26 protein-coding genes are annotated in these 24,106 nt (G+C 42.4%); 22 read left to right on the top strand and 4 right to left on the bottom strand.

Translation table 11 applies throughout. From position 1 onward, the window contains the following. The first annotated feature begins 1 nt into the window (after nt 1). On the top strand, nt 2-694 hold the full coding sequence (phoU, locus tag AC2VOY_RS03525) for a phosphate signaling complex protein PhoU (protein ID WP_491832259.1): 693 nt from the start codon (nt 2-4) through the stop codon (nt 692-694). A 145-nt stretch (nt 695-839) separates the two neighbouring features. Continuing rightward, nucleotides 840-1,805 carry a DUF5666 domain-containing protein gene (locus AC2VOY_RS03520; RefSeq protein WP_491832258.1) on the top strand — a complete coding sequence of 322 codons (966 nt, stop codon included), beginning with the start codon at nt 840-842 and terminating at the stop codon, nt 1,803-1,805. A gap of 150 nt (nt 1,806-1,955) precedes the next feature. On the opposite strand, the gene AC2VOY_RS03515 is transcribed toward AC2VOY_RS03520, so the two are convergent. Both AC2VOY_RS03515 and AC2VOY_RS03510 read right to left on the bottom strand, forming a co-directional pair. Continuing rightward, nucleotides 1,956-2,753 carry a copper homeostasis protein CutC gene (locus AC2VOY_RS03515; RefSeq protein ID WP_491832257.1) on the bottom strand — a complete coding sequence of 266 codons (798 nt, stop codon included), beginning with the start codon at nt 2,751-2,753 and terminating at the stop codon, nt 1,956-1,958. Nucleotides 2,754-2,813: 60 nt separating this feature from the next. Next, the gene (locus AC2VOY_RS03510; RefSeq protein ID WP_491832256.1) at nt 2,814-3,263 is read right to left on the bottom strand and encodes a MarR family winged helix-turn-helix transcriptional regulator; all 450 of its coding nucleotides are present in this window, start codon (nt 3,261-3,263) and stop codon (nt 2,814-2,816) included. Nucleotides 3,264-3,395: 132 nt separating this feature from the next. Here AC2VOY_RS03510 and AC2VOY_RS03505 point away from each other — a divergent pair, with 132 nt between their 5' ends. Further along, entirely contained in the window at nt 3,396-3,824 is a 429-nt protein-coding gene (locus AC2VOY_RS03505) for an organic hydroperoxide resistance protein (protein ID WP_491832255.1), read from the top strand. A gap of 128 nt (nt 3,825-3,952) precedes the next feature. Here the strand turns inward: AC2VOY_RS03505 and AC2VOY_RS03500 are convergent, their stop codons facing one another. Continuing rightward, entirely contained in the window at nt 3,953-4,564 is a 612-nt protein-coding gene (locus AC2VOY_RS03500) for a peroxiredoxin C (RefSeq protein WP_491832254.1), read from the bottom strand. Nucleotides 4,565-4,838: 274 nt separating this feature from the next. Here AC2VOY_RS03500 and AC2VOY_RS03495 point away from each other — a divergent pair, with 274 nt between their 5' ends. The 6 genes from AC2VOY_RS03495 to secF all read left to right on the top strand — a co-directional run bounded on the left by AC2VOY_RS03495 (nt 4,839) and on the right by secF (nt 11,505). Further along, a complete protein-coding gene (locus tag AC2VOY_RS03495) occupies nt 4,839-5,741 on the top strand; it encodes a hydrogen peroxide-inducible genes activator (protein ID WP_491832253.1) in 903 nt (300 codons plus the stop codon). 181 nt (nt 5,742-5,922) lie between these two features. After that, the gene (gene queA / locus AC2VOY_RS03490; protein ID WP_491832252.1) at nt 5,923-6,975 is read left to right on the top strand and encodes a tRNA preQ1(34) S-adenosylmethionine ribosyltransferase-isomerase QueA; all 1,053 of its coding nucleotides are present in this window, start codon (nt 5,923-5,925) and stop codon (nt 6,973-6,975) included. Nucleotides 6,976-7,066: 91 nt separating this feature from the next. Beyond that, on the top strand, nt 7,067-8,212 hold the full coding sequence (gene tgt, locus AC2VOY_RS03485) for a tRNA guanosine(34) transglycosylase Tgt (RefSeq protein ID WP_491832251.1): 1,146 nt from the start codon (nt 7,067-7,069) through the stop codon (nt 8,210-8,212). Nucleotides 8,213-8,324: 112 nt separating this feature from the next. After that, nucleotides 8,325-8,663: a preprotein translocase subunit YajC gene (yajC, locus tag AC2VOY_RS03480; RefSeq protein ID WP_491832250.1), complete on the top strand. Its 339-nt coding sequence runs from the start codon at nt 8,325-8,327 to the stop codon at nt 8,661-8,663. An 18-nt stretch (nt 8,664-8,681) separates the two neighbouring features. Then, complete coding sequence (gene secD / locus AC2VOY_RS03475) at nt 8,682-10,535, top strand: protein translocase subunit SecD (protein ID WP_491832249.1); 1,854 nt, start codon at nt 8,682-8,684, stop codon at nt 10,533-10,535. 10 nt (nt 10,536-10,545) lie between these two features. Next, nucleotides 10,546-11,505, top strand: a complete 960-nt coding sequence (gene secF / locus AC2VOY_RS03470) for a protein translocase subunit SecF (protein WP_491833000.1) — start codon at nt 10,546-10,548, stop codon at nt 11,503-11,505. A 264-nt stretch (nt 11,506-11,769) separates the two neighbouring features. Here the strand turns inward: secF and suhB are convergent, their stop codons facing one another. Then, nucleotides 11,770-12,573 (bottom strand): inositol-1-monophosphatase, encoded by an 804-nt coding sequence (gene suhB / locus AC2VOY_RS03465; protein WP_491832248.1) that lies wholly within the window; start codon nt 12,571-12,573, stop codon nt 11,770-11,772. A gap of 189 nt (nt 12,574-12,762) precedes the next feature. On the opposite strand from suhB, the gene trmJ reads away from it, so the two are divergent. From trmJ to rodZ, 13 genes are all read left to right on the top strand, one after another. After that, nucleotides 12,763-13,509: a tRNA (cytosine(32)/uridine(32)-2'-O)-methyltransferase TrmJ gene (gene trmJ / locus AC2VOY_RS03460; protein WP_491832998.1), complete on the top strand. Its 747-nt coding sequence runs from the start codon at nt 12,763-12,765 to the stop codon at nt 13,507-13,509. 121 nt (nt 13,510-13,630) lie between these two features. Then, on the top strand, nt 13,631-14,131 hold the full coding sequence (gene iscR / locus AC2VOY_RS03455) for a Fe-S cluster assembly transcriptional regulator IscR (protein WP_491832247.1): 501 nt from the start codon (nt 13,631-13,633) through the stop codon (nt 14,129-14,131). A 25-nt stretch (nt 14,132-14,156) separates the two neighbouring features. Continuing rightward, nucleotides 14,157-15,371, top strand: a complete 1,215-nt coding sequence (locus tag AC2VOY_RS03450) for an IscS subfamily cysteine desulfurase (RefSeq protein ID WP_491832246.1) — start codon at nt 14,157-14,159, stop codon at nt 15,369-15,371. Between the two features lie 24 nt (nt 15,372-15,395). Beyond that, nucleotides 15,396-15,779, top strand: a complete 384-nt coding sequence (iscU, locus tag AC2VOY_RS03445) for a Fe-S cluster assembly scaffold IscU (protein ID WP_491832245.1) — start codon at nt 15,396-15,398, stop codon at nt 15,777-15,779. An 84-nt stretch (nt 15,780-15,863) separates the two neighbouring features. Next, entirely contained in the window at nt 15,864-16,187 is a 324-nt protein-coding gene (gene iscA / locus AC2VOY_RS03440) for an iron-sulfur cluster assembly protein IscA (protein WP_491832244.1), read from the top strand. 115 nt (nt 16,188-16,302) lie between these two features. Continuing rightward, nucleotides 16,303-16,818, top strand: a complete 516-nt coding sequence (hscB, locus tag AC2VOY_RS03435) for a co-chaperone HscB (RefSeq protein WP_491832243.1) — start codon at nt 16,303-16,305, stop codon at nt 16,816-16,818. 10 nt (nt 16,819-16,828) lie between these two features. Further along, nucleotides 16,829-18,679, top strand: coding sequence for a Fe-S protein assembly chaperone HscA (hscA, locus tag AC2VOY_RS03430; RefSeq protein ID WP_491832242.1), 1,851 nt, complete (start codon nt 16,829-16,831; stop codon nt 18,677-18,679). Between the two features lie 25 nt (nt 18,680-18,704). Continuing rightward, the gene (gene fdx, locus AC2VOY_RS03425) at nt 18,705-19,043 is read left to right on the top strand and encodes an ISC system 2Fe-2S type ferredoxin (RefSeq protein WP_491832241.1); all 339 of its coding nucleotides are present in this window, start codon (nt 18,705-18,707) and stop codon (nt 19,041-19,043) included. A 123-nt stretch (nt 19,044-19,166) separates the two neighbouring features. Then, the gene (gene iscX, locus AC2VOY_RS03420) at nt 19,167-19,370 is read left to right on the top strand and encodes a Fe-S cluster assembly protein IscX (RefSeq protein ID WP_491832240.1); all 204 of its coding nucleotides are present in this window, start codon (nt 19,167-19,169) and stop codon (nt 19,368-19,370) included. Nucleotides 19,371-19,677: 307 nt separating this feature from the next. Then, nucleotides 19,678-20,955: an aminopeptidase PepB gene (pepB, locus tag AC2VOY_RS03415; RefSeq protein ID WP_491832996.1), complete on the top strand. Its 1,278-nt coding sequence runs from the start codon at nt 19,678-19,680 to the stop codon at nt 20,953-20,955. Nucleotides 20,956-20,964: 9 nt separating this feature from the next. Continuing rightward, nucleotides 20,965-21,390, top strand: coding sequence for a nucleoside-diphosphate kinase (gene ndk, locus AC2VOY_RS03410; RefSeq protein ID WP_491832239.1), 426 nt, complete (start codon nt 20,965-20,967; stop codon nt 21,388-21,390). A gap of 220 nt (nt 21,391-21,610) precedes the next feature. Then, on the top strand, nt 21,611-22,747 hold the full coding sequence (rlmN, locus tag AC2VOY_RS03405; protein ID WP_491832238.1) for a dual-specificity RNA methyltransferase RlmN: 1,137 nt from the start codon (nt 21,611-21,613) through the stop codon (nt 22,745-22,747). Nucleotides 22,748-23,062: 315 nt separating this feature from the next. Beyond that, nucleotides 23,063-24,049 carry a cytoskeleton protein RodZ gene (gene rodZ, locus AC2VOY_RS03400; protein ID WP_491832237.1) on the top strand — a complete coding sequence of 329 codons (987 nt, stop codon included), beginning with the start codon at nt 23,063-23,065 and terminating at the stop codon, nt 24,047-24,049. The last annotated feature ends 57 nt before the right edge of the window (nt 24,050-24,106 follow it).

Below are 24,106 nucleotides of genomic sequence, written 5' to 3'. Positions count from 1 at the left end.
TATGCAAGTAAGTCGTCACATTTCAGGGCAGTTTCAAATTGAGCTCGAAGCTGTGCGCACCCAAGTTTTAGCTATGGGCGGCTTGGTTGAGCAGCAACTAACCTGCGCTATGGCTGCAATTTTAAAGCTAGATATCGACTTGGCAAAACAAGTGGGCATAGATGAAAAGCAAGTCAATCAGATGGAGCTTTTGATCGACGAAAACTGCACTCGAATTATTGCTAAGCGTCAGCCGACAGCGCGTGACTTGCGTATGGTGATGGCGACGATTAAGCTCTCACCTGAGCTTGAGCGCATTGGAGACATGGCAAACCAGATTGCCAAAATTGCCCAGTTTGAGCTAACGAAGGATTCTTTAGGCCACATCAGCGCGTTAGCACCTTTAGGCAAAATAGCTGTAGATATGCTGCATTTAGTCTTGGATGCTTTTGCGCGTATGGATATTGAATCGGCAGCGCAAATCTATCAAATGGATACTCAGTTAGATGACGCCTATAGCCATTATCAAAAGAATATCGTCCTTGCGATGCAAACTCATCCCACAAAGATCCCACAATTATTGCAGTTGTTAAAGGTCGCTCAATCGATCGAACGAGTCGGTGATCGCTGCCAAAATATCTGTGAATATATTGTTTATTCGGTCAAAGGCAAAGACATTCGTCACCAAAAAGGTGATTTAGATGCGCATATTTGAGTTTTTTATATTTATAGGTTTTTACTAACCTTCACGTTTGCTTCACATCTCTTCTATTAATATCTCGGTATTCGCTGCTTAAGCCTTCTTGCAGGTAAGGGTAAAGCCGCTTTAACCGAAGTTTAATAATTTAAGAGATAAGAATATGCAAAAAAATCTAATTTTAGTTGGTTTCATGACTCTGGGTTTAGCAGCTTGTGGCGGTGGTGGCGGCGGCTCTAGTAGTTCAAGCAGCAATAATGATGACACAAAAACCGTTCACTATATTGGTCAAGCAGACAGTATAGATACAGAAAATAACCAACTTAGTATTGATGGTGTCACTTATTCACTCGCATCAAATGTTGAAATCGAACTGGATGGCGCGCCAGATCGTTATGAAAATTTAAGCTTATCTGATCTTAGCACTGATATGGAACTTGATATTGAGCTAAAACGTGGCACGACGAATACTATTTCAGAAATTGAAGTGGAAGCAGACGTCATCGGCATCGCTGAAAATGTCACAGCAAGCTCACTAACTGTTAATGGTCAAACTTTTAACCACGACTTATCTAGCGCCATTAATGAAGGTGATTCCGTTATCTTAACTGGCTTTATCGATACAGATTCAAGCTTCGTCGTAAACTCATTAAGCCGTTTTGAAACAACAGGTAACTTTGTGCTTCATTATGGAAAAATTGAAAACCTTGACACTAGCATGCGTCACTTTGAGTTTGTAAATGGTGCAAGTGTGAATTTTTCAAATGCGAGCGATATAGACTCTGATGATATTCGTGAGTTACAAAATGGCGGCCTTGTTGAAGTGGAAGGTTCAAGCTATGCCAATGGTGAGATTTTAGCGAATGACTTGGATATGGAAGATGACTACAACCTCAGTTCTAATACTCAATTAATTGAAGTTGAAGGTAAAATCACAGAAGTAGGGGTTGATAAAAGCTGGTTTATTGTCAATAACCGTTGGACAGTGAATGTCACAGAGACAACTATTTTTGAAAAAGACGATGGTATCACCTTTAGTGCGGATGATTTGGTTGTTGGCAAACGCATTGAAGTTGAAATGACTGCTAATGGTAATGAATTTGACGCTGTTGAAATTGATTTTGACTAAGTCAGGCTTTTATAGCCAACCTTGATTTACAGTTCAATCCTGATTTACAGTTCAATCCTGATTTAGAGCCAATTAAAAGCCAAGCCCTTGATTCTTGCAACTGATGCAATGAGTCGGCGCTTGGCTTTTTGTTTTGTGTATGCAGCTAAATCACGACTGAAAAGCTTGGATGGCATCTTTGATTGCTTGGATAGACTCTTGCGCCGTCACTGGGATTTGGTAATCATCACAATCACTTGCACCCATTGTGGCGCCTTGTGCGATATATTCCATGACGGATGGACGAGTGGATTTTCCTGATAAATGCAGCTCATGAATCTGAGTCTGACGTAAAATTTCCTGCGCATTTTCAGCGTTTACGCCAGCGCCTGCCATAATCGAAATTCTGCCACTTGCCGCTTGGTGTAGCGTTTTTAAAACATCCACGCCTTGCAAAGCTATTGACGCAAGGCCTGAAGTCAGCACTCGCTCGCAACCCAGTTCTATCACATCCTCAAGCGCTTGGAGTGGATCTTGGCATTGGTCAAATGCGCGATGAAAAGTGATCCCAAGCGTATGCTCTCCGGCGCAAATATCTTCTGCGGTTGGATTTTTTGAAGGTTTAGACGCTTCAATTAACCTTTGACAGACTTCTTTATTTACTTTGCCTTGTGGCGTGAGCGCGCCAATCACTATGCCATCTAGCTTGGCATATTTAGCGGCTTTAATGTCTTCAATCATGATTTGAATATCATCTTCATCAAACACAAAATCCCCTTGGCGTGGGCGTATCATGGCATAAATCGGCGCTTGAGTGCGCTCCCGAGCACGCTTCATCATGCCATATGTTGGTGACAGTCCACCTAAAGCGAGTGCAGAGCAAAGCTCGATCCTATCTGCGCCACCACCTATGGCAAGAGGCAAAGATTCAAGGTTATCGATACAAACTTCAAGGGTTATCTTTTTCATAGTGAGTCGTTTTTATAAGTCATTGAGCCAGTATAGGGCGAGCTTTGCGTGCGCACCATTCTAATTTAGAGATAGGTTTAATTTATCTAGCAGGCGGATTAAATCTTGCGCTTCTTGATCAGAAAACCCAGCTGCTTGGCAGCGAACTTTTTCTGGAATCGTCAAGGCTTGCTGTTTTAATGTATTTCCTGCAGCGCTTAAACGAATGAACTTACGGCGACGATCATCAGGATCAGGGGCGATCGTTATAAAGCCTTTGGTTTGCAGTTTTTTTAATATCAATGTCATCGCGCCGGCATCTATGTAGGTAACTTGGAGTAGATCGTGCAAGCTAATATTTTTGCCTTGCCATAAGTCTTGATCCCAAAGCGCGAGCATCACAACGTATTGCGGGTAAGTTAAATTCAGTGCTTCTAATGGCTCTCTGTATAAGCGAGTGATCCCATTGGAGGCGATATAAAGGCGATGGCAAATTTGGTTTTTGAGTTTTAGTTGCGGCGCGTCGGACATAACAAACCTATAAGTAATAAAGTCGGGAGCATTATATAGGAAAAAAATAAAACTAAAAATACTTTGCATACAAATAATAATCTGGTATCTTGTATTTAGTTAGTTTGCATACAAAATAAATTAGAGGTTTTTATGAAACAGGTTCAACAAGTTCTTTATACAGCAAAAACACAAGTAACAGGTGGCCGTGAAGGGCATGCCGCTTCAGATGACGGACGTCTGGATCTTAAGCTATCGACGCCAAAAGGTTTAGGTGGTGATGATGGTCAAGGCACTAACCCAGAGCAATTATTTGCAGCAGGTTACGCCGCTTGTTTTATCGGCGCATTAAAAGTTGTTGCGGGTCAGCAAAAATATATTCTGCCAGCGCAAACCACAGTTGATTCAGAAGTTGGCATTGGCCCAGTAGAAGGCGGTTTTGGAATTGAAGTTAAACTTGCCATTACAATTCCTGAGTTAGATAAAGAAAGCGCACGTGAGCTAGTTGAAAAGGCGCATCAAGTTTGCCCATATTCAAATGCGACCCGTGGCAATATTAAAGTTGAGCTTGTTGTGCTTTAACTTTTTACTTTAAGCTGCTTGAGTGATGCCTAAGCGCTAATCTCAAGTAAGCTCACAAACTAAAAAAGCCTCGCTGCAATTTTTGCAAGCGAGGCTTTTTGGTATTTGGAATCACAAATTAAAAGTGATTATTTTTTATCTAGGTCAGCTGTGTGCTCAGATAGGAAAGCTGCAACGCCTTTTGGAGATGCGTCCATACCTGCTTTACCTTCTTCCCATTGCGCTGGGCAAACTTCACCGTGTTTTTGGTGGAAGTTTAGTGCATCAACCATACGTAGCATTTCATCAATGTTACGGCCTAGTGGTAGGTCGTTGATCACTTGGTGACGAACTAAACCATCTTCGTCGATTAGGAAAGAACCACGGAAAGCAACGCCAGCTTCTGGATGCTCAACATCATAAGCTTTAACGATTTCGTGCTTCACATCAGCAACAAGTGGGTATTTCACTTGACCGATACCGCCGTCTGCAACAGCAGTGTTACGCCATGCATTGTGCGAGAATTGAGAATCGATAGAAACACCGATCACTTCAACGCCTTTTGCTTGGAAATCTTCAAAACGCTTGTCAAAAGCAATCAGCTCAGATGGGCAAACGAATGTAAAATCAAGTGGGTAGAAGAAAACAACCGCTTTCTTACCTTTTGTGAATTCTGCAAAGTTGAAGTTCTCAACGATTTCACCGTTACCTAGTACTGCTGCAGCTGTGAAATCTGGGGCTTGACGACCGACTAATACCATTGTATTGCTCCTAATATTGGTTTTAATTCAAACATCTGTGTTTGATTTCTCGAATACGAGGCTTACTATAATACAGCTTTTCTGAGAAAAAAAGCGAATAAAATAGATTAAGCTAATCGAAAAAAGCGATTAATATAATAGGCACTTTCTTCGTTTAATGTATCCTTATCGAGTGTAAACGAAACCTCAGCCCTAAGTATAGAGTCTTTAGATGTACTTTTAGAGACATAACTATCAATTCGCTGTAATGAAAACAACTAATAGAGAAAAAACCGTGAATAAATGGCCTAGTCTTAAACAATTGCATTACTTAGTTAGCCTTTACGAAACGAGGCACTTTGGTGAGGCAGCCAAAGCCTGTTTTGTGAGTCAATCCACTTTAAGTAAAGGGCTGCAAAATTTAGAGGCTTTAATTGGTTGTCCTTTATATGAGAAAAAAGATAACAAGAGTCGTTTAATTTTTACTGATGTTGGCGAGAAGGTGGTGGAGCAGGGGCGCGAGTTGCTTGCCAAAAGCCAAGATCTAGTCGATTTAGGCAAGGCGTGTAGCCAAACCATGACAGGCCAAGTACGTTTGGGCTGCATTCCCACCATTGCGCCTTTTTTGCTTGGCGATTTGGTGCAAAAGCTCAATTACACCTATCCAAATTTAGATTTACTTTTAAAAGAAGACACCACAACCAATTTGCTTCAATCATTGCGCCATGGTGAGTTGGATTTACTTATCTTAGCGATGCCGGTAGAAATAGAAGGGATGAGCTGCAAAATAGTGGGGCAAGATCCCTTTCGTATGATTATGAGCCAAAGCAAGCGCAATGAGTTCCCAAATCCGCTGCATTATGATGACTTGCCGAATGAATTTGTATTTTTACTCGAGAATGAGCACTGCTTAACCGAGCATGCGGTGTCAGCTTGCAAGTTAACCCAAAAAGAAAAAATCAATCCTTTTTCTGCCACAAGTTTGCATACCTTAGTGCAAATGGTTGCCAATGGCCTCGGCACGACTTTTATTCCACAAATGGCGATTAAGCATGGCCTGATAGATAATCAAAACTTGATTGTAGTCGATCCACCCGGCGGGCAAGCGCACCGAGAAATAGGCTTGGTTTGGCGTCCAAGTTCAAACAAGGTCGATAGCTTTCTACAAATCGCGAAATTAGTGCAGCAAATTCTTTAATCTAGATGTGTGAATGCTAGCTATGAATAAGAGATATAACTCAGATCAAGCGGCTTATTTGTTATATGAGGATAATCTTTTCGGTGAATCCTTGCGCTTTTATCATACTGCTACTTTTAGCTTGCTTGATATTGCCCTATACTAGCCGCTGTTTTGAAATAGCCTAAATAAAGAATACACCATGCAATTATCTGATTTTCATTTTGACTTGCCAAATGAGCTGATTGCTCGTTACCCGCAAGCTGAGCGTACCGCAAGTCGCCTGCTCCAACTTGAGGGCAATACTGGCGCACTTACTGATAAACATTTTACCGATGTGCTTGATCTGGTTGAAGAAGGGGATTTACTCGTCTTCAATAATACTCGCGTTATTCCTGCGCGCGTGTTTGGCCGTAAAGCTACCGGCGGTAAAATTGAAGTTTTAGTTGAGCGTGTGCTCGATGACAAACGCATTTTAGCCCATGTGCGTAGCTCTAAATCACCAAAAGAAGGCGCTGAGCTTTTGCTTGGTGAGAATGACGAATTTGCGGCAACTATGCTGGCGCGTCACGACGCTTTGTTTGAAATCGGTTTTGAGTCTGAACTCAATGTGTTTGAGATCTTAAATCAAATCGGTCACATGCCTTTACCGCCTTATATCGATAGACCAGATGAAGACGCAGATAAAGAGCGTTATCAAACGGTTTATAATGAAAAGCCGGGCGCAGTCGCAGCGCCAACGGCTGGGCTGCACTTTGATAATGAACTTTTAGACAAAATCAAAGCCAAAGGAGTGAACTTTGCCTACGTGACATTGCATGTTGGCGCAGGGACTTTCCAGCCGGTTCGTGTCGATAAGATTGAAGAGCACCACATGCATGCGGAATACGTTGAAGTGCCGCAAGAGGTTGTGGATGCAATTTTAGCCACCAAAGCCAATGGCAAACGCGTGATTGCAGTCGGTACAACGTCTGTTCGCTCATTAGAAAGTGCGGCGCAAGATGCCAAGCAAAAGGGCACAGACTTGGTTCCTTTTTATGGGGACACGGAAATTTTCATCTACCCAGGTTATGAGTATCAATTAATTGATGCTTTGATCACAAATTTCCATTTACCTGAATCAACTTTGATCATGCTCGTGAGCGCATTTGCTGGATATGATAATGTCATGGCTGCTTATGATCACGCTGTGGCGCAAAAATATCGCTTCTTTAGTTATGGCGATGCGATGTTTGTGACTAAAAAAACGAACTAAGTTAATAAAGAATCTAGCTTTAAAATTGTGCAAATAAAGCGCAATCGATCACACTTAAGTCAGACTGTTTCTCTGACAAACTGGAGGTTTCGTGGAATACGAACTAATCAAAAAAAATGGTAACGCACGTCGTGGCCGCTTAAATTTCAAACGTGGTAGTGTGGAAACACCTGCATTTATGCCTGTTGGTACTTACGGTACGGTAAAAGGCATGACGCCAGAAGAAGTCAAAGACACTGGCGCAGAAATTCTACTTGGTAACACTTTCCACCTATGGCTACGCCCAGGTCAAGAAATCATGAAAATGCATGGTGATCTTCATGACTTTATGAACTGGCAGGGCCCTATTTTGACTGATTCAGGCGGCTTCCAAGTATTTAGCTTAGGCGATATCCGCAAAATCACCGAAGAAGGTGTGCACTTTAGAAACCCAGTAAATGGCGATAAAATTTTCATGGACGCAGAAAAGTCGATGGAAATCCAATACGATCTTGGTTCTGATGTTGTGATGATCTTCGATGAATGTACGCCATACCCAGCAACATTTGAAGAAGCTCGCAAATCGATGGAAATGTCACTACGTTGGGCAAAACGTAGCCGTGATCATTTTGATAAACTAGAGAACCCAAATGCACTCTTTGGTATTGTTCAAGGGAGTGTTTATGGTGAATTGCGTGACGTATCTGTAAAAGGTTTAACTGAAATCGGTTTTGATGGTTATGCTGTCGGTGGCCTTGCTGTCGGTGAGCCAAAAGAAGACATGCACCACATGCTTGAGCACACCTGTCCGCAACTTCCAGAAGACAAACCACGCTACCTTATGGGCGTTGGTAAGCCTGAAGATTTAGTTGAAGGTGTGCGTCGCGGCATCGATATGTTTGACTGCGTAATGCCAACACGTAATGCGCGTAATGGTCACTTATTTGTCACCGGTGGCGTCGTTAAAATCCGTAATGCATCAAACAAAACGGATACAGGTCCACTCGACCCACATTGTGATTGCTACACCTGTAAGAACTATTCAAAATCTTATTTACACCATCTTGACCGTTGTAATGAGATTTTAGGTGCGCGTTTAAATACAATCCACAACTTGCGTTACTATCAACGTCTGATGGCATCTATTCGTCAAGCGATTGATGAAGATAGATTTGATGCATTTGTGGAAGAGTTTTATGCTCGTCGCGACCGAGAAGTGCCACCACTTCAAAAAGAAATCCGCGAGCAAGGCGAATAGGTTAAATAATTATTCACCTTATTGGGGTGCTTATGCTTGAAATTTCAAGCAAGTATCCCAATAAACAAGTATATGTATTATTTATAATTGAAAAACAATAGAGGAAATATTAATGAGCTTTTTTATCTCAAGTGCACATGCAAGTGCAGCAGGTGGCGCACCAGCTGGTAGCGGTTATGAAATGTTTATCATGCTTGGCATGTTCGCGCTTATTTTTTACTTTATGATCTATCGTCCGCAATCTAAGCGCATGAAAGAGCACAAAGCATTAATGGCCTCTATGGGCAAAGGTGATGAAGTCCTAACCAACGGTGGTTTAGTTGGTAAGATTGCACAAATCTCTGAAGAGAATGATTACATCGTGATCAGCCTAAACGAGAACAACAACATCACAATCAAAAAAGATCACGTGACAGCTGTACTGCCAAAAGGCACGATTCAATCTCTTTAATCATTAAGGATACATCCTGTGTTAAACCGTTATCCGTTATGGAAGTATTTGATGGTTGTGTTTGCAATCGTCATCTGTGCTTTATACGCACTTCCTAACATTTACGGTGAAGATCCAGCAGTACAAGTAACGGGGGCGCGTGGTGCCTCCGTTGACGTATCTGCTCGAGAAGATCTTCTCGGAATGTTAAAAAAAGAAAATATTGAAGTTAAATCAGATTCTTGGGCTGATGGTTCGGCGCTAATTCGTTTTAGCAATACCGAAGATCAAATTGAAGCACGTGATCTGATTAGCGAAAAATACAAAGATAACTACATTGTTGCATTAAACCTCGCCCCTGCAACCCCTGCATGGCTTAATGCAATCAGCGCAACGCCTATGAAATTAGGTTTAGATTTGCGTGGTGGTGTGCACTTTTTAATGGAAGTGGACATGGACGCAGCAATGGAGAAGCTGGTCACTCAACAAGAAGAATCTTTCCGCAGCGAACTACGCGAAGAGCGTTTACGTTATCGCACGATTCGTCCTTCAAGCTCTGATGCAATTGAAATCGTCATGCGTAGCGAAGAAGACATGAACGCTGCCGAGGCACTGCTCAAATCTAAGCACCCTGATATGACTTTTTCTGAGTCAAAATCTGGCAACGGCATTATTGCTCGCTTTACTGAAGCACGTCTAACCGAAATTCGTAACTATGCGGTTGAGCAAAATATCACTATCTTGCGTAACCGTGTAAATGAGCTTGGTGTGGCTGAGCCATTGGTGCAACGTCAAGGCGCAAGCCGTATCGTGGTTGAATTACCGGGCGTACAAGACACAGCTCGCGCGAAAGAAATCTTAGGTGCAACCGCAACCCTTGAGTTTCGTGAAGTTGATAGCAACGCTGACCCAATCGCAGCTGCATCAGGCCGTACGCCTGCTGGCACTGAAGTGAAATATGATCGCGACAAGCGTCCAGTTGTGCTGAAAAAGCGTGTGATTTTAGGCGGCTCTAGCATTACCGATGCAAGCTCTTCTACCGATGAATACGGTCGTCCACAAGTTAACATCTCACTTGATAGTGAAGGTGGTAACAAAATGGCGGCATTCTCGAAGAAGAATATCGGCAAGCTTATGGCAACTGTTTTTGCTGAATACAAAGACAGCGGCAAGCGCACGGCTGAAGGCAAAATCATCCTAGCGAAAAATGAAGAAGTGATTAACCAAGCAACGATTCAATCAGCGCTTGGCCGTAGCTTCCGTATTACTGGGATTGACTCGGTTTCAGAAGCGCACAACTTAGCATTGCTACTTCGTGCGGGAGCCTTGATTGCGCCAATTTCAATTGTTGAAGAGCGTACAATTGGTCCATCTATGGGTCAACAAAACATTGAAAAAGGTGTTCAAGCTTGTATCTGGGGTCTGGTTGCAGTGATGATCTTCACTTTAGTTTACTATCGTGGTTTTGGTCTTATTGCAAGCGCAGCTCTTCTTGCTAACCTTGTCTTGATTATCGGTATTATGTCGATGATCCCAGGGGCAACCATGACCTTGCCTGGCATAGCCGGTATCGTCTTGACGGTTGGTATGGCGGTGGATGCGAACGTGCTTATCTTTGAGCGGATCCGTGAAGAGCTGCGTGATGGACGTAGTCCACAGCAAGCGATTCACCAAGGTTACGCGAATGCATTTAGTACGATTGCCGATGCTAACATCACGACACTTATTACTGCGATTATTCTTTTTGCAGTCGGTACTGGCGCGGTGAAAGGCTTTGCGGTAACGCTATCTATCGGTATCTTGACCTCAATGTTTACCGCAATTATCGGAACACGCTGTATTGTAAACCTAGTTTATGGTAAGAAGCGCGATCTGAAAAAACTGTCGATCTAAGGAGTTTATGATGTTTCAGTTAATGAAAGGTGATAAAACGATCGACTTTATGCGTTGGTCAAAGTTTGCCTTTGTTTTTTCTTTATTAATGATTGCAGCTTCAATTGCGACGATTTCAACCAAGTGGTTTAACTGGGGATTGGATTTTACTGGCGGTACTTTAATCGAAGTTAGCTTCCAAGATCCTGCGCCACTTGATGACATTCGTAGCGCTTTAGTTGAAAGTGGTTTTGATGATGCAACCGTGCAAAACTTCGGCTCTGCACGTGAGGTAATGGTTCGCCTGCGCCCACGTGATGATGTCAAAGGTGAAACACTAGGCAATCAAATCCTAGAGTCAATCAAAGAAGGCACGGGCAAAGAAGTTGAAATGCGCCGCATTGAGTTTGTTGGTCCAAATGTTGGTGATGAGCTAACCGAGGCTGGTGGCCTTGCGATTCTTATCTCACTGATTTGTATCTTGCTTTATGTTTCAGTTCGTTTTGAATGGCGTCTTGCAAGTGGTGCGGTACTCGCGCTTGCGCACGATGTTATCATTACGCTTGGTATCTTCTCATTGCTTCAAGTTGAAATTGACTTGACCATTATTGCGGCCTTGCTGACGGTTGTCGGTTACTCACTCAACGATACTATCGTTGTATTTGACCGTATCCGTGAGAACTTCCGTAAGATGCGTAAAGGTGAGCCATCAGAAGTAATGAACAGCTCGATTACCCAAACTCTAAGCCGTACTTTGATTACATCAGGTACAACATTGCTTGTGGTTATCGCTTTGTTTGTGAAAGGTGGTGCTAATATCCACGGCTTTGCTTTAGCATTGCTGATTGGTATTACTGTTGGTACTTATTCTTCTATCTATGTTGCATCAGCGCTTGCTCTGAAATTAGGTATCTCGCGAGATCACCTCATGCCGCAACAGGTCGATAAAGAAGGCATCAATGAAATCGAAGAGTACGACAAGAACTTGTAAGTTTCTTTGTTTATAAATCTCTTTGATAGTCATCGCTATCTTTGCTGGAGATAATAGATAAAAACCTTGGCGTATATTCATGCCAAGGTTTTTTTCGTCTGTTATATAGTTAAGCAAGGCGTATAGTTGAGCAAGTGTGCAGAGCCAAGCCAATGGGAAAGATAGAAGGGATACAGAGGTAAGTTCAAGACAAAAAAAGACCCTGATAATTGCTTATCAAGGCCTCTATTATTTGTTTTTAGCTGCTAGTGTGTGAGGTACGAATTACTTCGCCATTGCTTCGTTAGCATGCTCACGAATGTGCTTAAGTAGCGCTTTTACGCCACGTGCACTTGAACCAACAACATTACCTGATTCTAGGTAGTTTGTACCGCCAGCAAAGTCAGTTAAGATAGCGCCAGATTCACGTGCGATAAGTTCACCCGCTGCGATATCCCAAGGTTTTAAGCCAAGCTCGAAGAAGCCATCAACACGGCCAGCTGCAAGGTAGCATAAATCTAATGCTGCAGAACCAGTACGACGGAAATCACTACACTCAGTAAATAAGCTTGTCATGATTTTCATGTAAGATTCAGAGTGTTGCTTTTGCTTATATGGGAAGCCAGTAGCCAATAGGCTGCCGTGAAGATCTTTGATTGGGTTAACGCGTAGGCGTTGGCTGTTTAGCTGTGCACCTGCACCACGTTGCGCTGTGAATAGCTCATTGCGGATAGGATCATAAACACAAGCCACTTCAGTTTTACCGCGCATACGTACAGCGATAGACACGCTGAAGTGTGGCAGGCCACGCATGAAGTTTGTTGTGCCATCTAGTGGGTCGATGATCCATTGTACGTCAGTGTCTTTACCATTTGTCACACCAGACTCTTCTGCAACGATGCAGTGATCAGGGTATGATTTTTTGATTGTTTCGATAATCAAGTATTCTGCTTCTTTATCAATGTTAGTGACAAAGTCATTTTGACCTTTTTGCATTGATTCAATTTTATCAGCAGTTTCAAGAGATTTGACAATATGATTACCAGCAAGACGTGCAGCACGAATTGCAATATTTAGCATAGGATGCATATAAATTACCCACAAAGATGTTAAAGAACGAAAATCGAGCCGAAGTATAACAGAGTTTTTATAAATGAAAAGTGATTATTTTTTGTGCGTTCAATGTTGAGGTGAAAAACATATACTTTCTAGCGATCCAATTTATATATGGATATGGTATGATTTGCTCAATATTAAATGGAATAAATGAAAAATATCATGTTAAACAATGTCTCGGTCGTGCTCGTTGGCACGTCTCATTCTGGAAATATCGGTTCCGCTGCACGCGCAATGAAAGTTATGGGTTTGACCCAGTTAGTGTTAGTCGACCCACAATGTGAAGTGGATGAGCAAACACTTGCACTGGCATCTGGCGCAAGCGATGTGGCAACCAATGCGAGAATTGTTTCTAGTTTAGAAGAGGCAGTGGCAGATTGTGAGCTTGTAGTTGGCTCAAGTGCGCGTTCACGCACCTTAAACTGGCCGATGCTTGAACCAAGAGAGTGCGGCTTAAAATCGATTGCACATGCGAGCCAAGGTCAAAAAGTTGCGTTAGTCTTTGGCCGTGAACGTACAGGGCTCACCAATGATGAATTGCAGCAATGTCATTATCATGTGTGTATTCCTGCTAATCCAGAATATAGTTCACTTAATTTAGCGATGGCGGTGCAAACTGTTAGTTATGAAGTGCGGATGGCGTTTTTAGCTAAAGAGCAAGAAGCATTCCAATCGTCAGAGCAAATACAAGCTGAGTACCCAAGACATAAAGAATTAGATTTATTCTATCATCACCTTGAAAAAGTCTTGATCAGTACCCAATTTATAAAAAAAGACCAACCAAATATGGTCATGAGCAAATTGCGTCGAATGTTTACCCGTACTCGTCCTGAGACTTCTGAGTTGAATATTTTACGTGGTGTGCTAACAGCAGTTGAAAAAACTATCAATAACAAAGATAAAGAATAATTTTCTAAAATAAAAATAACCTAGTAAAAAGCTGGGTTTAATACTTGACTAAATTAGTCAGGTATGTAAATATTTCCCTTAGATTATAACACCATTAAATACATGGACTGGGGAAAGCACTATGAGACTTACATCAAAAGGGCGTTATGCTGTGACTGCAATGTTAGACGTTGCACTTCATTCATCAGAAGGCCCTGTGCCTTTGGCTGATATCTCTGAGCGTCAGGGCATTTCTTTATCTTATCTTGAGCAACTATTTTCACGTCTACGCAAGGCTGGTTTAGTATCAAGCGTACGTGGTCCTGGCGGTGGTTACCGTTTAGGTTTAAATGCTGATGAAATTGCAGTCGCAACTGTGATCAGCGCAGTTGACGAGTCTGTTGATGCACGTAAGTGTAAAGGCAAAGGTGATTGCCAAAATGGTGCGCGTTGTCTCACTCACTCACTATGGCATGATTTAAGTCTACGTATCACGGACTTTCTTCACAATATCACGCTTGGTGAGTTGATGCGTAACCGCGATGTGTTAGAAACTTCAGATACACAAACTGACACAGCAAATGAAAAAGAATTAACTAATTACAATACAGACGACAATCACGTCAGTGCACGTCAAGCATAAGTTGTCTGCTAGACTGGAGTAAAGAATGAAACTGCCGATATATTTCGATTATTCAGCGACATGCCCTGTAGATCCTCGCGTTGCTGAGAAAATGGTTCAGTATATGACAATGGATGGGGTATTTGGTAATCCTGCGTCACGTTCACACCGTTTTGGCTGGCAGGCAGAAGAAGCAGTCGATCTTGCTCGTGAGCAAATTGCTAGCCTTTTAAATGCAGATTCTCGTGAAATCGTGTTCACTTCAGGTGCAACCGAGTCCGATAACCTTGCGATTAAAGGCGCTGCTAACTTTTATGGTAAAAAAGGTAAGCACATCATTACATGTAAAACCGAGCACAAAGCTGTGCTTGACCCGTGTCGCCAACTTGAGCGTGATGGTTTTGAAGTAACTTATCTTGAGCCTGAAGCAGATGGTCTGATTGATCTTGCTAAACTTGAAGCTGCGATGCGTGAGGATACTGTCCTTGTTTCTATCATGCACGTGAATAACGAAATTGGCGTCATTCAAGATATTGCGCAAATCGGTGAAATGTGTCGTGCGCGCAAAATCATCTTCCACGTCGATGCTGCGCAATCAGCAGGTAAACTGCCAATTGATGTGCAAGAGCTAAAAGTAGATTTAATCTCTCTTTCAGCGCACAAAATTTATGGCCCGAAAGGCATTGGCGCACTATATGTTCGTCGTAAGCCTCGTATTCGCCTTGAAGCGCAGATGCATGGCGGCGGTCATGAGCGTGGTTTCCGCTCTGGCACACTTGCTACCCACCAAATCGTTGGTATGGGTGAAGCATTTGCAATTGCTAAAGAAGAGATGCAAAAAGACTATGATCACGCACTGAACTTGCGTAATCGTATGCTTGAAGGCTTAAAAGATATGGAAGCTGTTACTGTGAATGGTTCACTTGAGCAGCGTTTGCCAAACAATTTAAATGTAAGCTTTGCCTTTGTTGAAGGTGAATCTTTATTAATGTCGCTTAAAGATCTAGCCGTATCATCTGGTTCTGCCTGTACTTCCGCAAGCCTTGAGCCGTCTTATGTGCTACGTGCATTAGGTCTAAATGATGAACTTGCACACAGTTCTGTACGTTTTTCATTTGGCCGCTTTACGACAGAAGAAGAAGTGGATTATGCGGTCGCGCAAATTCACCAAGCAGTAGATAAACTTCGTGATATGTCACCACTTTGGGATATGTATAAGGAAGGAGTGGATCTAAACACAGTTGAATGGGCTCACCATTAATCCAAAGAATTTGAGGTAAATATCATGGCTTATAGCGAAAAAGTATTGGATCACTACGAAAACCCACGTAACGTTGGTTCTTTTGATAAAGAAGACCCAAGTATTGGTAGCGGCATGGTTGGCGCACCAGCTTGTGGTGACGTAATGAAACTCCAAATCAAGGTATCTCAAGAAGGTATCATTGAAGATGCAAAATTTAAAACTTATGGTTGTGGTAGCGCAATCGCTTCAAGCTCACTTGTTACAGAGTGGGTCAAAGGTAAAACTTTAGACGAAGCGGCTTCAATCAAAAATGCAGAAATTGCAGAAGAACTCGCGCTTCCACCAGTAAAAGTGCACTGCTCTATTTTGGCTGAAGATGCCATAAAAGCAGCAGTTTCTGACTATAAGAAAAAGCATCAAGAATAACATTTAAAAAAGGGGAAAGTAGGAGCGATCTTACTTTCTCTTGTTTCGTTTAAATCAATATAAGAATTCAAATAAGGTTGAAGTATGGCCATCAGTATGACAGATGCGGCAGCAGATCGCGTAAGAGCATTTTTAGAAAATCGCGGCAAAGGCATAGGTTTGCGCCTAGGCGTTCGCACGACTGGATGTTCTGGGATGGCATATGTACTTGAATTTGTTGATGATCTAAATGATGATGACGAAGTGTTTGAGCATCAAGGGGTGAAAGTTATCATTGATGCAAAAAGCTTAGTCTATTTAGACGGAACCGAGCTGGATTTTGCCAAAGAAGGCTTGAACGAAGGCTTTAAGTTTAATAACCCGAATGCGAAAGGCGAGTGTGGTTGCGGCGAAAGCTTTAATGTTTGATGAAAATCGCGCATCCTTATGCTCTTGATTGCTTGAGTATATATTCTAAAGGCTTCGAATTTTCGAGGCTTTTTGTTTTTAAAGGATGCTCTCTCTTTGTTTTATAGGGTTTAATATGGATCATTTCGAACTTTTTGGACTGCCTGTCGCATATCAAATTGACAAAACTCAGCTGCTTGAAACATTTCGTAAGCTTCAATCTCAGTTTCATCCAGATAAAGTTGCCTCGGGAACGGAGCAAGATAAGCGCATGGCGATGCAAAAGTCTGCGCAAATCAATGATGCTTACCATGTGCTAAAATCTGACATTGCGCGCGCAGAGTACTTGCTTACATTGCAAGGTGTGGATATTGGCTCAGAGTCTCAAACCATGAGCGATCCCGAATTTTTGATGCAGCAAATGGAGCTTAGAGAAGAGCTTTCTGAGATAGCCTTTGATGATGATGTCGAATCAAGTATTTTAGATTTTTCAGCTAAAGCCGATAAGTTATATAAAGTTCAGCACCAAGCTTTGATCGATAGCATTACTGCGCAAAACTGGGAAGCTGCTGCGGGTGATATCCGCAAATTAAAATTTATCCAAAAATTAAATCAAGAAATCGAGCAGTTAGAAGATAGACTACTCGGATAAGGACAATTAGATGTTACTTCAGATTTCAGAACCAGGACAAAGCGCTGCGCCGCATCAACATAAACGCGCAGTCGGGATTGATCTTGGTACGACAAACTCTTTGGTTGCTGCTGTGCGCAGCGGTTCTTGTGTGCCATTGGTTGATCAAAATAACCAAGCTATTTTGCCTTCTGTTGTGCATTATGCGCAAAATGGTGACATCCTTGTTGGCCATCAAGCCAAAGCCTTGGCGCAGAGCTCACCTGAATATACCATTAGCTCAGCGAAACGTTTAATTGGACGCTCGCTTACTGATGTGCAAACTCGCTATCCAGACTTACCTTATCAATTTTCTGCAAGTGAACATAACTTGCCGCTTATCAGCACGCCAAACAAAAAAGTTAATCCAATCCAAGTTTCAGCGGAGATTTTAAAATCTTTGAGCGCACGCGCGCAAGACTCGTTAGGTGGTGAGCTTGATGGTGTGGTGATCACAGTCCCTGCTTATTTTGATGATGCGCAGCGTGCCGGCACTAAAGATGCAGCCGCACTTGCTGGATTACATGTTCTACGCCTTTTAAATGAACCAACTGCGGCAGCCATTGCTTACGGTTTGGATTCTGGTCAAGAGGGCGTGATTGCTGTTTATGATCTTGGCGGCGGCACTTTTGATATCTCTTTATTACGCTTATCTAAAGGTGTTTTTGAAGTGCTCGCAACTGGTGGCGACTCGGCCTTAGGTGGCGATGACTTTGATGATCTGATTGCCAATCATATTAAATCTGAGCTTGGTCTTGAAAAGCTTTCAATCAATATGCAGCGTGAATTATTAGATGTGGCAACAGCAGCTAAAGTTGCGCTATCTGATGCAGAGCAAACGCAAATTGAAATCTTTGATCAAAGCTTGACCTTCACCCGTGACACCTTAAATGAGCTTTTAACCCCGCTGGTGAAAAAGACGCTATTATCTTGTCGCCGTGCGTTAAAAGATGCACAAGTGACGACAGAAGAAATACAAGCAGTGGTCATGGTTGGCGGCTCAACCCGTACCCCACTTGTACGTGATTTAGTTGGTGAATTCTTTAATCAAGAGCCATTAACCAGTATCGACCCTGATCAAGTAGTTGCCATTGGCGCAGGTATCCAGGCGGATATTTTAGTTGGCAACAAGCCTGACTCTGAAATGCTGCTATTGGATGTTTTACCTTTGTCACTTGGGATTGAAACCATGGGCGGCTTGGTGGAAAAAATTATTCCACGCAACACCACTATTCCTGTGGCGCGCGCGCAAGAGTTTACCACCTTTAAAGATGGTCAAACCGCAATGCTGGTGCATGTGATGCAAGGTGAGCGTGAATTGGTTGATGATTGCCGCTCTCTGGCGAAGTTTACCTTAAAAGGTTTGCCGCCAATGAAAGCTGGTGCCGCACATATTCGCGTGACTTATCAAGTGGATGCGGATGGCTTATTGTCGGTTACGGCGATGGAGAAAAGCTCTGGTGTGCAAGCAGATATCCAAGTCAAACCATCTTACGGTTTAAGTGATACTGAAATCACACAAATGCTCCAAGACTCTATTTCTCATGCAAGCGATGACATGAAAGCGCGCGCATTAGCAGAAGAGCGTGTGGAAGCCGATCGCGTCCTTGAGGGCTTAATTGCTGCCTTAGCTGAAAATGGCGATGAGCTGTTATCAAAAGAAGAAAGAGCATTGATTGAAGAAGAAATGCAAGTTTTATATGCCGTACGTAATGGCGATGACGCTGCAAAAATCAAAGCTCAAATTGAAGTGGTCGATAAAGCTAGCCAAGAATTTGCGTCACGCCGTATGGACGTGTCAATTCGCGCTGCATTATCTGGTCAATCAGTGGATGATATTTAATTTCAAAGAATAAGAGAGAAAAAACATGCCAAAAATCGTCGTATTACCTCATGAAGATCTTTGTCCTGAAGGCGCAGTCCTTGAGGCAGAGGCAGGCGAAACTGTATTGGATGTCGCGCTTAAAAATGGCATTGGCATCGAGCACGCATGTGAGAAGTCTTGTGCTTGTACCACGTGTCATGTTGTGATCCGTGAAGGTTTTGATTCACTTGATGAAAGTGATGAGCTTGAAGATGATATGCTAGATAAAGCTTGGGGTCTTGAGCCTGAGTCGCGTCTGGGTTGTCAGGCAAAAGTAACAGATCAAGATCTTGTGGTTGAAATTCCACGCTATACTATTAACTTAGCTTCTGAGAATCATTAATTTGAGCTAAAGATACGCACATGGATGTGCGAATTGAGCGAACCAAGGACGCCTGAGAGTGACTTTACGCAGTTGATATAAGCCTCCCAAATCCAATATGCTAAATGAATAAGGATATAAAACATGACTCTAAAATGGACAGACTCACAAGACATAGCCATTGAACTTTATGATCAAAATCCAGAGCTTGACCCAAAAACCGTACGTTTTACTGACTTGCACCAATGGATTTGTGATTTAGAAGATTTTGATGATGATCCACAAGCTTCAAATGAAAAAATTCTCGAAGCCATTTTGCTCCATTGGCTCGATGAGTATGACGACTGATTGAACGAATTTCATTCAAGATAGTCTACAAAATAGATTAAATTTTAAGCTCCTGCCTCAAACAGGGGCTTTTTTACATTTTTTGCTAAAAATCTTTATAAAAACAAGACTTTTAATACATATTTGTCATCAAAAAATGTTAATTTAACAAAGTTAAATATAGCAAAGAAGCTAGACGGGGACTTGTTTTAACAAAAATAACCCCAAGAATATAAAAGAATAGATAGAATTAAAGAAGCCATTAAGGCAAGGAGAAACCATGTCCAAATCTGAAACTACACCTCTTGCAGAGACAGCGCCAAAAGCAATGTCTGTTTCATTAACCAGCAAAGCAGCCGACTCACAATGGAGCGCAAATGCTGAGCTTTCATTTAGCGCAAAAGGTGCAACCATTCACCGCACGACAGCAGGCGACCTTGATCTTATTCAACGCGCTGCGCGTAAGCTTGATGCAAACGGGATCAAAGAAGTTTCTTTAGTTGGCGATGCTTGGGATCTTGAATCAATTTGGGCATTTATCCAAGGCCATAGCAATGGTAAACAAACTAGCAAGGTACAATGGAAAGGCTTAAACAAAGCAGATAAAGCCGAACTTGAAGCGCGTATTGTGAGCGCCGCTTGGGTTCGTGAAATCATTAACAAAAGCGCTGAAGAAGTTGCGCCACGCCAACTTGCAACTATGGCGGGTGAATTTATTAAATCCGTCGCACCAGAAGGCAGCGTATCTTATAAAATCGTTAAAGATAAAGATTTGCTAACTGAAGGTTGGGCTGGTATTTACGCTGTGGGCCGCGGCTCTGAGCGCACCTCAGCAATGCTACAGCTGGATTATAATCCAACCGGTGATGACAACGCGCCTGTGTATGCTTGTCTTGTTGGTAAAGGCATTACTTTTGATTCAGGTGGTTACTCACTAAAACCTTCAGCATTTATGACCTCAATGAAAGCTGATATGGGCGGCTCAGCAACCGTGACAGGTGGTTTAGCTTTATCTATTCTACGTGGCCTTGATAAGCGCGTGAAACTTATCCTATGCTGCGCTGAAAACATGGTTTCGGGTCGTGCGTTAAAACTAGGTGATGTGATCACTTATAAAAATGGCAAAACAGTTGAAATCATGAACACTGATGCCGAAGGCCGTTTAGTTTTAGCTGATGGCTTAATGTATGCAAGTGAGCAAAGCCCTGAACTAATCATTGATTGCGCAACCTTAACGGGCGCGGCGAAAAATGCTCTGGGGAATGATTACCACGCTTTATTTAGCTTTGATCAAAAACTAGCGCAAAAAGCATTAAAAGCAGCCGATCAAGAGCATGAAGGCTTATGGCAACTGCCGTTAGCTGAATTTCATCGTAAAATGCTGCCATCAAACTTTGCTGATTTGTCAAACATCAGTAGTGGTGACTATAGCCCTGGCGCAAGCACTGCGGCGGCATTTTTGTCTTACTTTGTTGAAGATTATCAAAAAGGTTGGCTACACTTTGATTGTGCGGCAACTTATCGTAAATCATCAACCGAAAAATGGTCAGCAGGGGCAACTGGCCTTGGGATCCGCACGCTTGCTCGCATTTTAAGTGAAAAATAAGGGTAATTTATGACAGTAGAACGTACTTTTTCAATCGTAAAACCCGATGCTGTTGAGCGTAACCTTGTCGGTGAAGTCTATGCTCGTATCGAAAAAGCAGGTTTTAAAATCATTGCGGCAAAAATGCTGCATTTAACTCGTGAGCAAGCGGCAGGCTTTTATGCAGAGCATGAAGGCAAAGCTTTCTTCGATGACTTGCTTGATTTCATGACCTCTGGGCCTATCATGGTGCAAGTGCTTGAAGGTGAGAATGCGATTACGGGCTACCGTGAGTTGATGGGTAAAACCAACCCAGAAGACGCTGCGGTTGGCACACTACGTCATGACTTTGCATTAAGCATGCGCCAAAATACAGTACATGGCTCTGATAGCCCAGAGTCGGCGGCACGTGAAATTGAATATTTCTTTCCGAAATCTGAGATTTGCCCACGCTAATATTGATGCTGCATTATAAGTTTAAGCTGAACGAGGACTCATTTAAAATTGGGTCCTTTTTTTGTTTAAGCTTTTTATTTTATTAGCCTTAAATATGAGTTTTGACTTATACTTGAGCTAATTCCTAGGGTATTTGTCGTCTTCTTTACTTGTTGTTAGTGATTAAAGCCTGTACAATTTGCGCCCTCCGATTTACCTGTTTTCCATTTTGAGAGATACCATGAGCACACAAGCTGATCAAACCAATATCACCAAAGTAAACCTACTCGATTTCGATCACCAAGGTCTACGACAATATTTTGCGCAAGAACTTAACGAAAAAGCTTTTCGCGCTGATCAGATCATGAAATGGATCTATCACTTTGGTTGTGATGATTTTTCACAAATGACTAATATCAACAAAAAGCTGCGTGAAAAGCTTGAGAGACATTGTGAGATTAAAGCTCCCCATGTATCAGAAGCTATGCATTCAAGTGATGGGACCATCAAATGGGCTATGCGTGTCGGCGATCAAGACGTTGAAACTGTATATATCCCTGAGGATGACCGCGCTACCTTATGTGTCTCATCACAAGTTGGTTGCGCCCTTGACTGTAAATTCTGCTCAACAGGTAAACAAGGTTTTAACCGTAACTTACGCGTATCTGAAATTATCGGTCAGGTTTGGCGCGCTGCGCGTGAAATCGGTCTTGAAAAAGAAACCGGACGTCGTCCAATCACTAACGTAGTGATGATGGGGATGGGCGAGCCTCTTCTAAACATGAAGAACTTACTGCCAGCACTACGCATTATGCTTGATGACTTAGGCTTTGGTTTATCCAAGCGCCGCGTGACAGTGTCAACCTCTGGTGTCGTTTCAGGCCTTGATCAAATGACGGGTGAAATCGATGTCGCATTAGCGATTTCTTTACACGCGCCAAATGATAAGCTGCGCAGTGAAATCATGCCAATCAATGACCGTTGGGATATTCAAGATTTCTTAGCATCGGTGCGCCGTTATATTGCAACTTCGAATGCAAACCGCGGCCGCGTTACCGTTGAATATATTCTACTTGATCATGTCAATGATGATATGGAGCACGCACGTGAACTTGCTGAACTCTTAAAAGACACACCAGCAAAAATAAACCTTATTCCATTTAATCCATATCCAGGTTCACCTTATAACAAACCGAGCAACTCTCGTATTGATCGTTTTATGAAGGTATTAACGGCAGAAGGATATATAGTAACGACGCGTAAAACCCGTGGTGATGACATTGACGCCGCCTGCGGACAGCTCGTTGGGGACGTAATTGACAAAACAAAGCGCACTAAATTGCAAAGAGGGGAACCTATTGCCGTTCAATCACTCTAAAACTGCGTTTGTGTTAATTTTATATAAGAATATGTATTGCGAGTCTCAGACTTTTGATTCAATATGTTAAGATAGATTTACATTCTCAACTTAGGTCAATTAAGCTGAGGATAAACTTAGTTTTTTATATAAAAAAAATGTATATTATGCCAAACACAAGTCTTAAGTGTTGCCTTGAGGCATAAATACACTTTCGCGCGCAACCAGTTTAAGCGTTTGTATCGCTTAACTTTGCGGATTGAATGAATCATTAAAAATAGCTCATTGATTTTATGTTAATGAGCTGTTTTTCAAATAAAGTAAAGTGCGGGTACAATGAGTACAATAGAGCAAACATCACAGCCACAAGACACAACATCCCTACCAGGAGATATTTTACGCGCCAAGCGTGAAGAGAAAGGGTTATCTCTTGAAGAAATTGCAACACGTCTACGTCTAAAAGTTTCGACAGTTGAAAAGCTTGAAGCCAATGATATTGCCGATGAACAAGTGGCTACTTTTGTTCGTGGTTATTATAAAAGCTATGCCAAACTTGTCGGGATCTCAGAAACAGACATTGCGGCTGCAACCAAAAATTTACTAGGTAGCCAAGTTAAACAGCAACCTATGACAAGTTTTTCTAAAGGCGCCCACAAAGCACGTCACAACAAACGCATGAGCAGCCTATCTTGGGCAATATTTATTGCTATTGCAGGTATTTCAGCGGTTTGGTATTGGCAAAGTCTGCAGCACTCAAGCGAAACAACTGAGACTGAAATCAGTCAAGAAGTGGCAACAGATGCTAACAATGGCATCTCAACCACAGAAATTGAACCGGCTGATAACGCATCTGATGTTGAGCAAAAAGCGCCAATTTTAGTCGAAAAAGAAGCAATTTCTGAAATGGCAGATGTGAATGCAGCTGAAGCTATCGAAGCCCAAGCGCGTGGTGCAAACCAAGAGCAAGCGGCTGATCAAGCGCAAACTGAAGCCACGACAACCGCGGATGCGATTGCTCAAGCGAATGCAACAGATACGCCAGAAACCGATCAGGAAACAACTCAAGTTGCTGAAAATGGTATGAAAAAACTTGTTCTTAAATTCACCGGTGATTGCTGGATGCAAGTGAAAGATAAAGATGGCAAAGTATTGGTTAGCGGCACTAAAAAATCTGGTGATGTGGTCGAACTTAGCGATAGCGAGTCTTACCACTTAACCCTTGGCGCGCCACATGCTGTCAATGGTACGCTAGATGGTGAAGCGATTGATCTTTCAAGTTATTCCGGTGGCCGTGTAGCAAGATTGACTGTCCCACAAGAATAAACCTTAACTTTTGCTTAGCTTTGACGTACCATTTAGTCTATATAGCTCAGTAAAGCT

This window comes from Vibrio sp. KMM 9700, assembly GCF_058545285.1.
The sequence above is the reverse complement of the archived record's forward strand: the minus strand, read 5'-3'. Positions and strand labels throughout refer to the sequence as shown.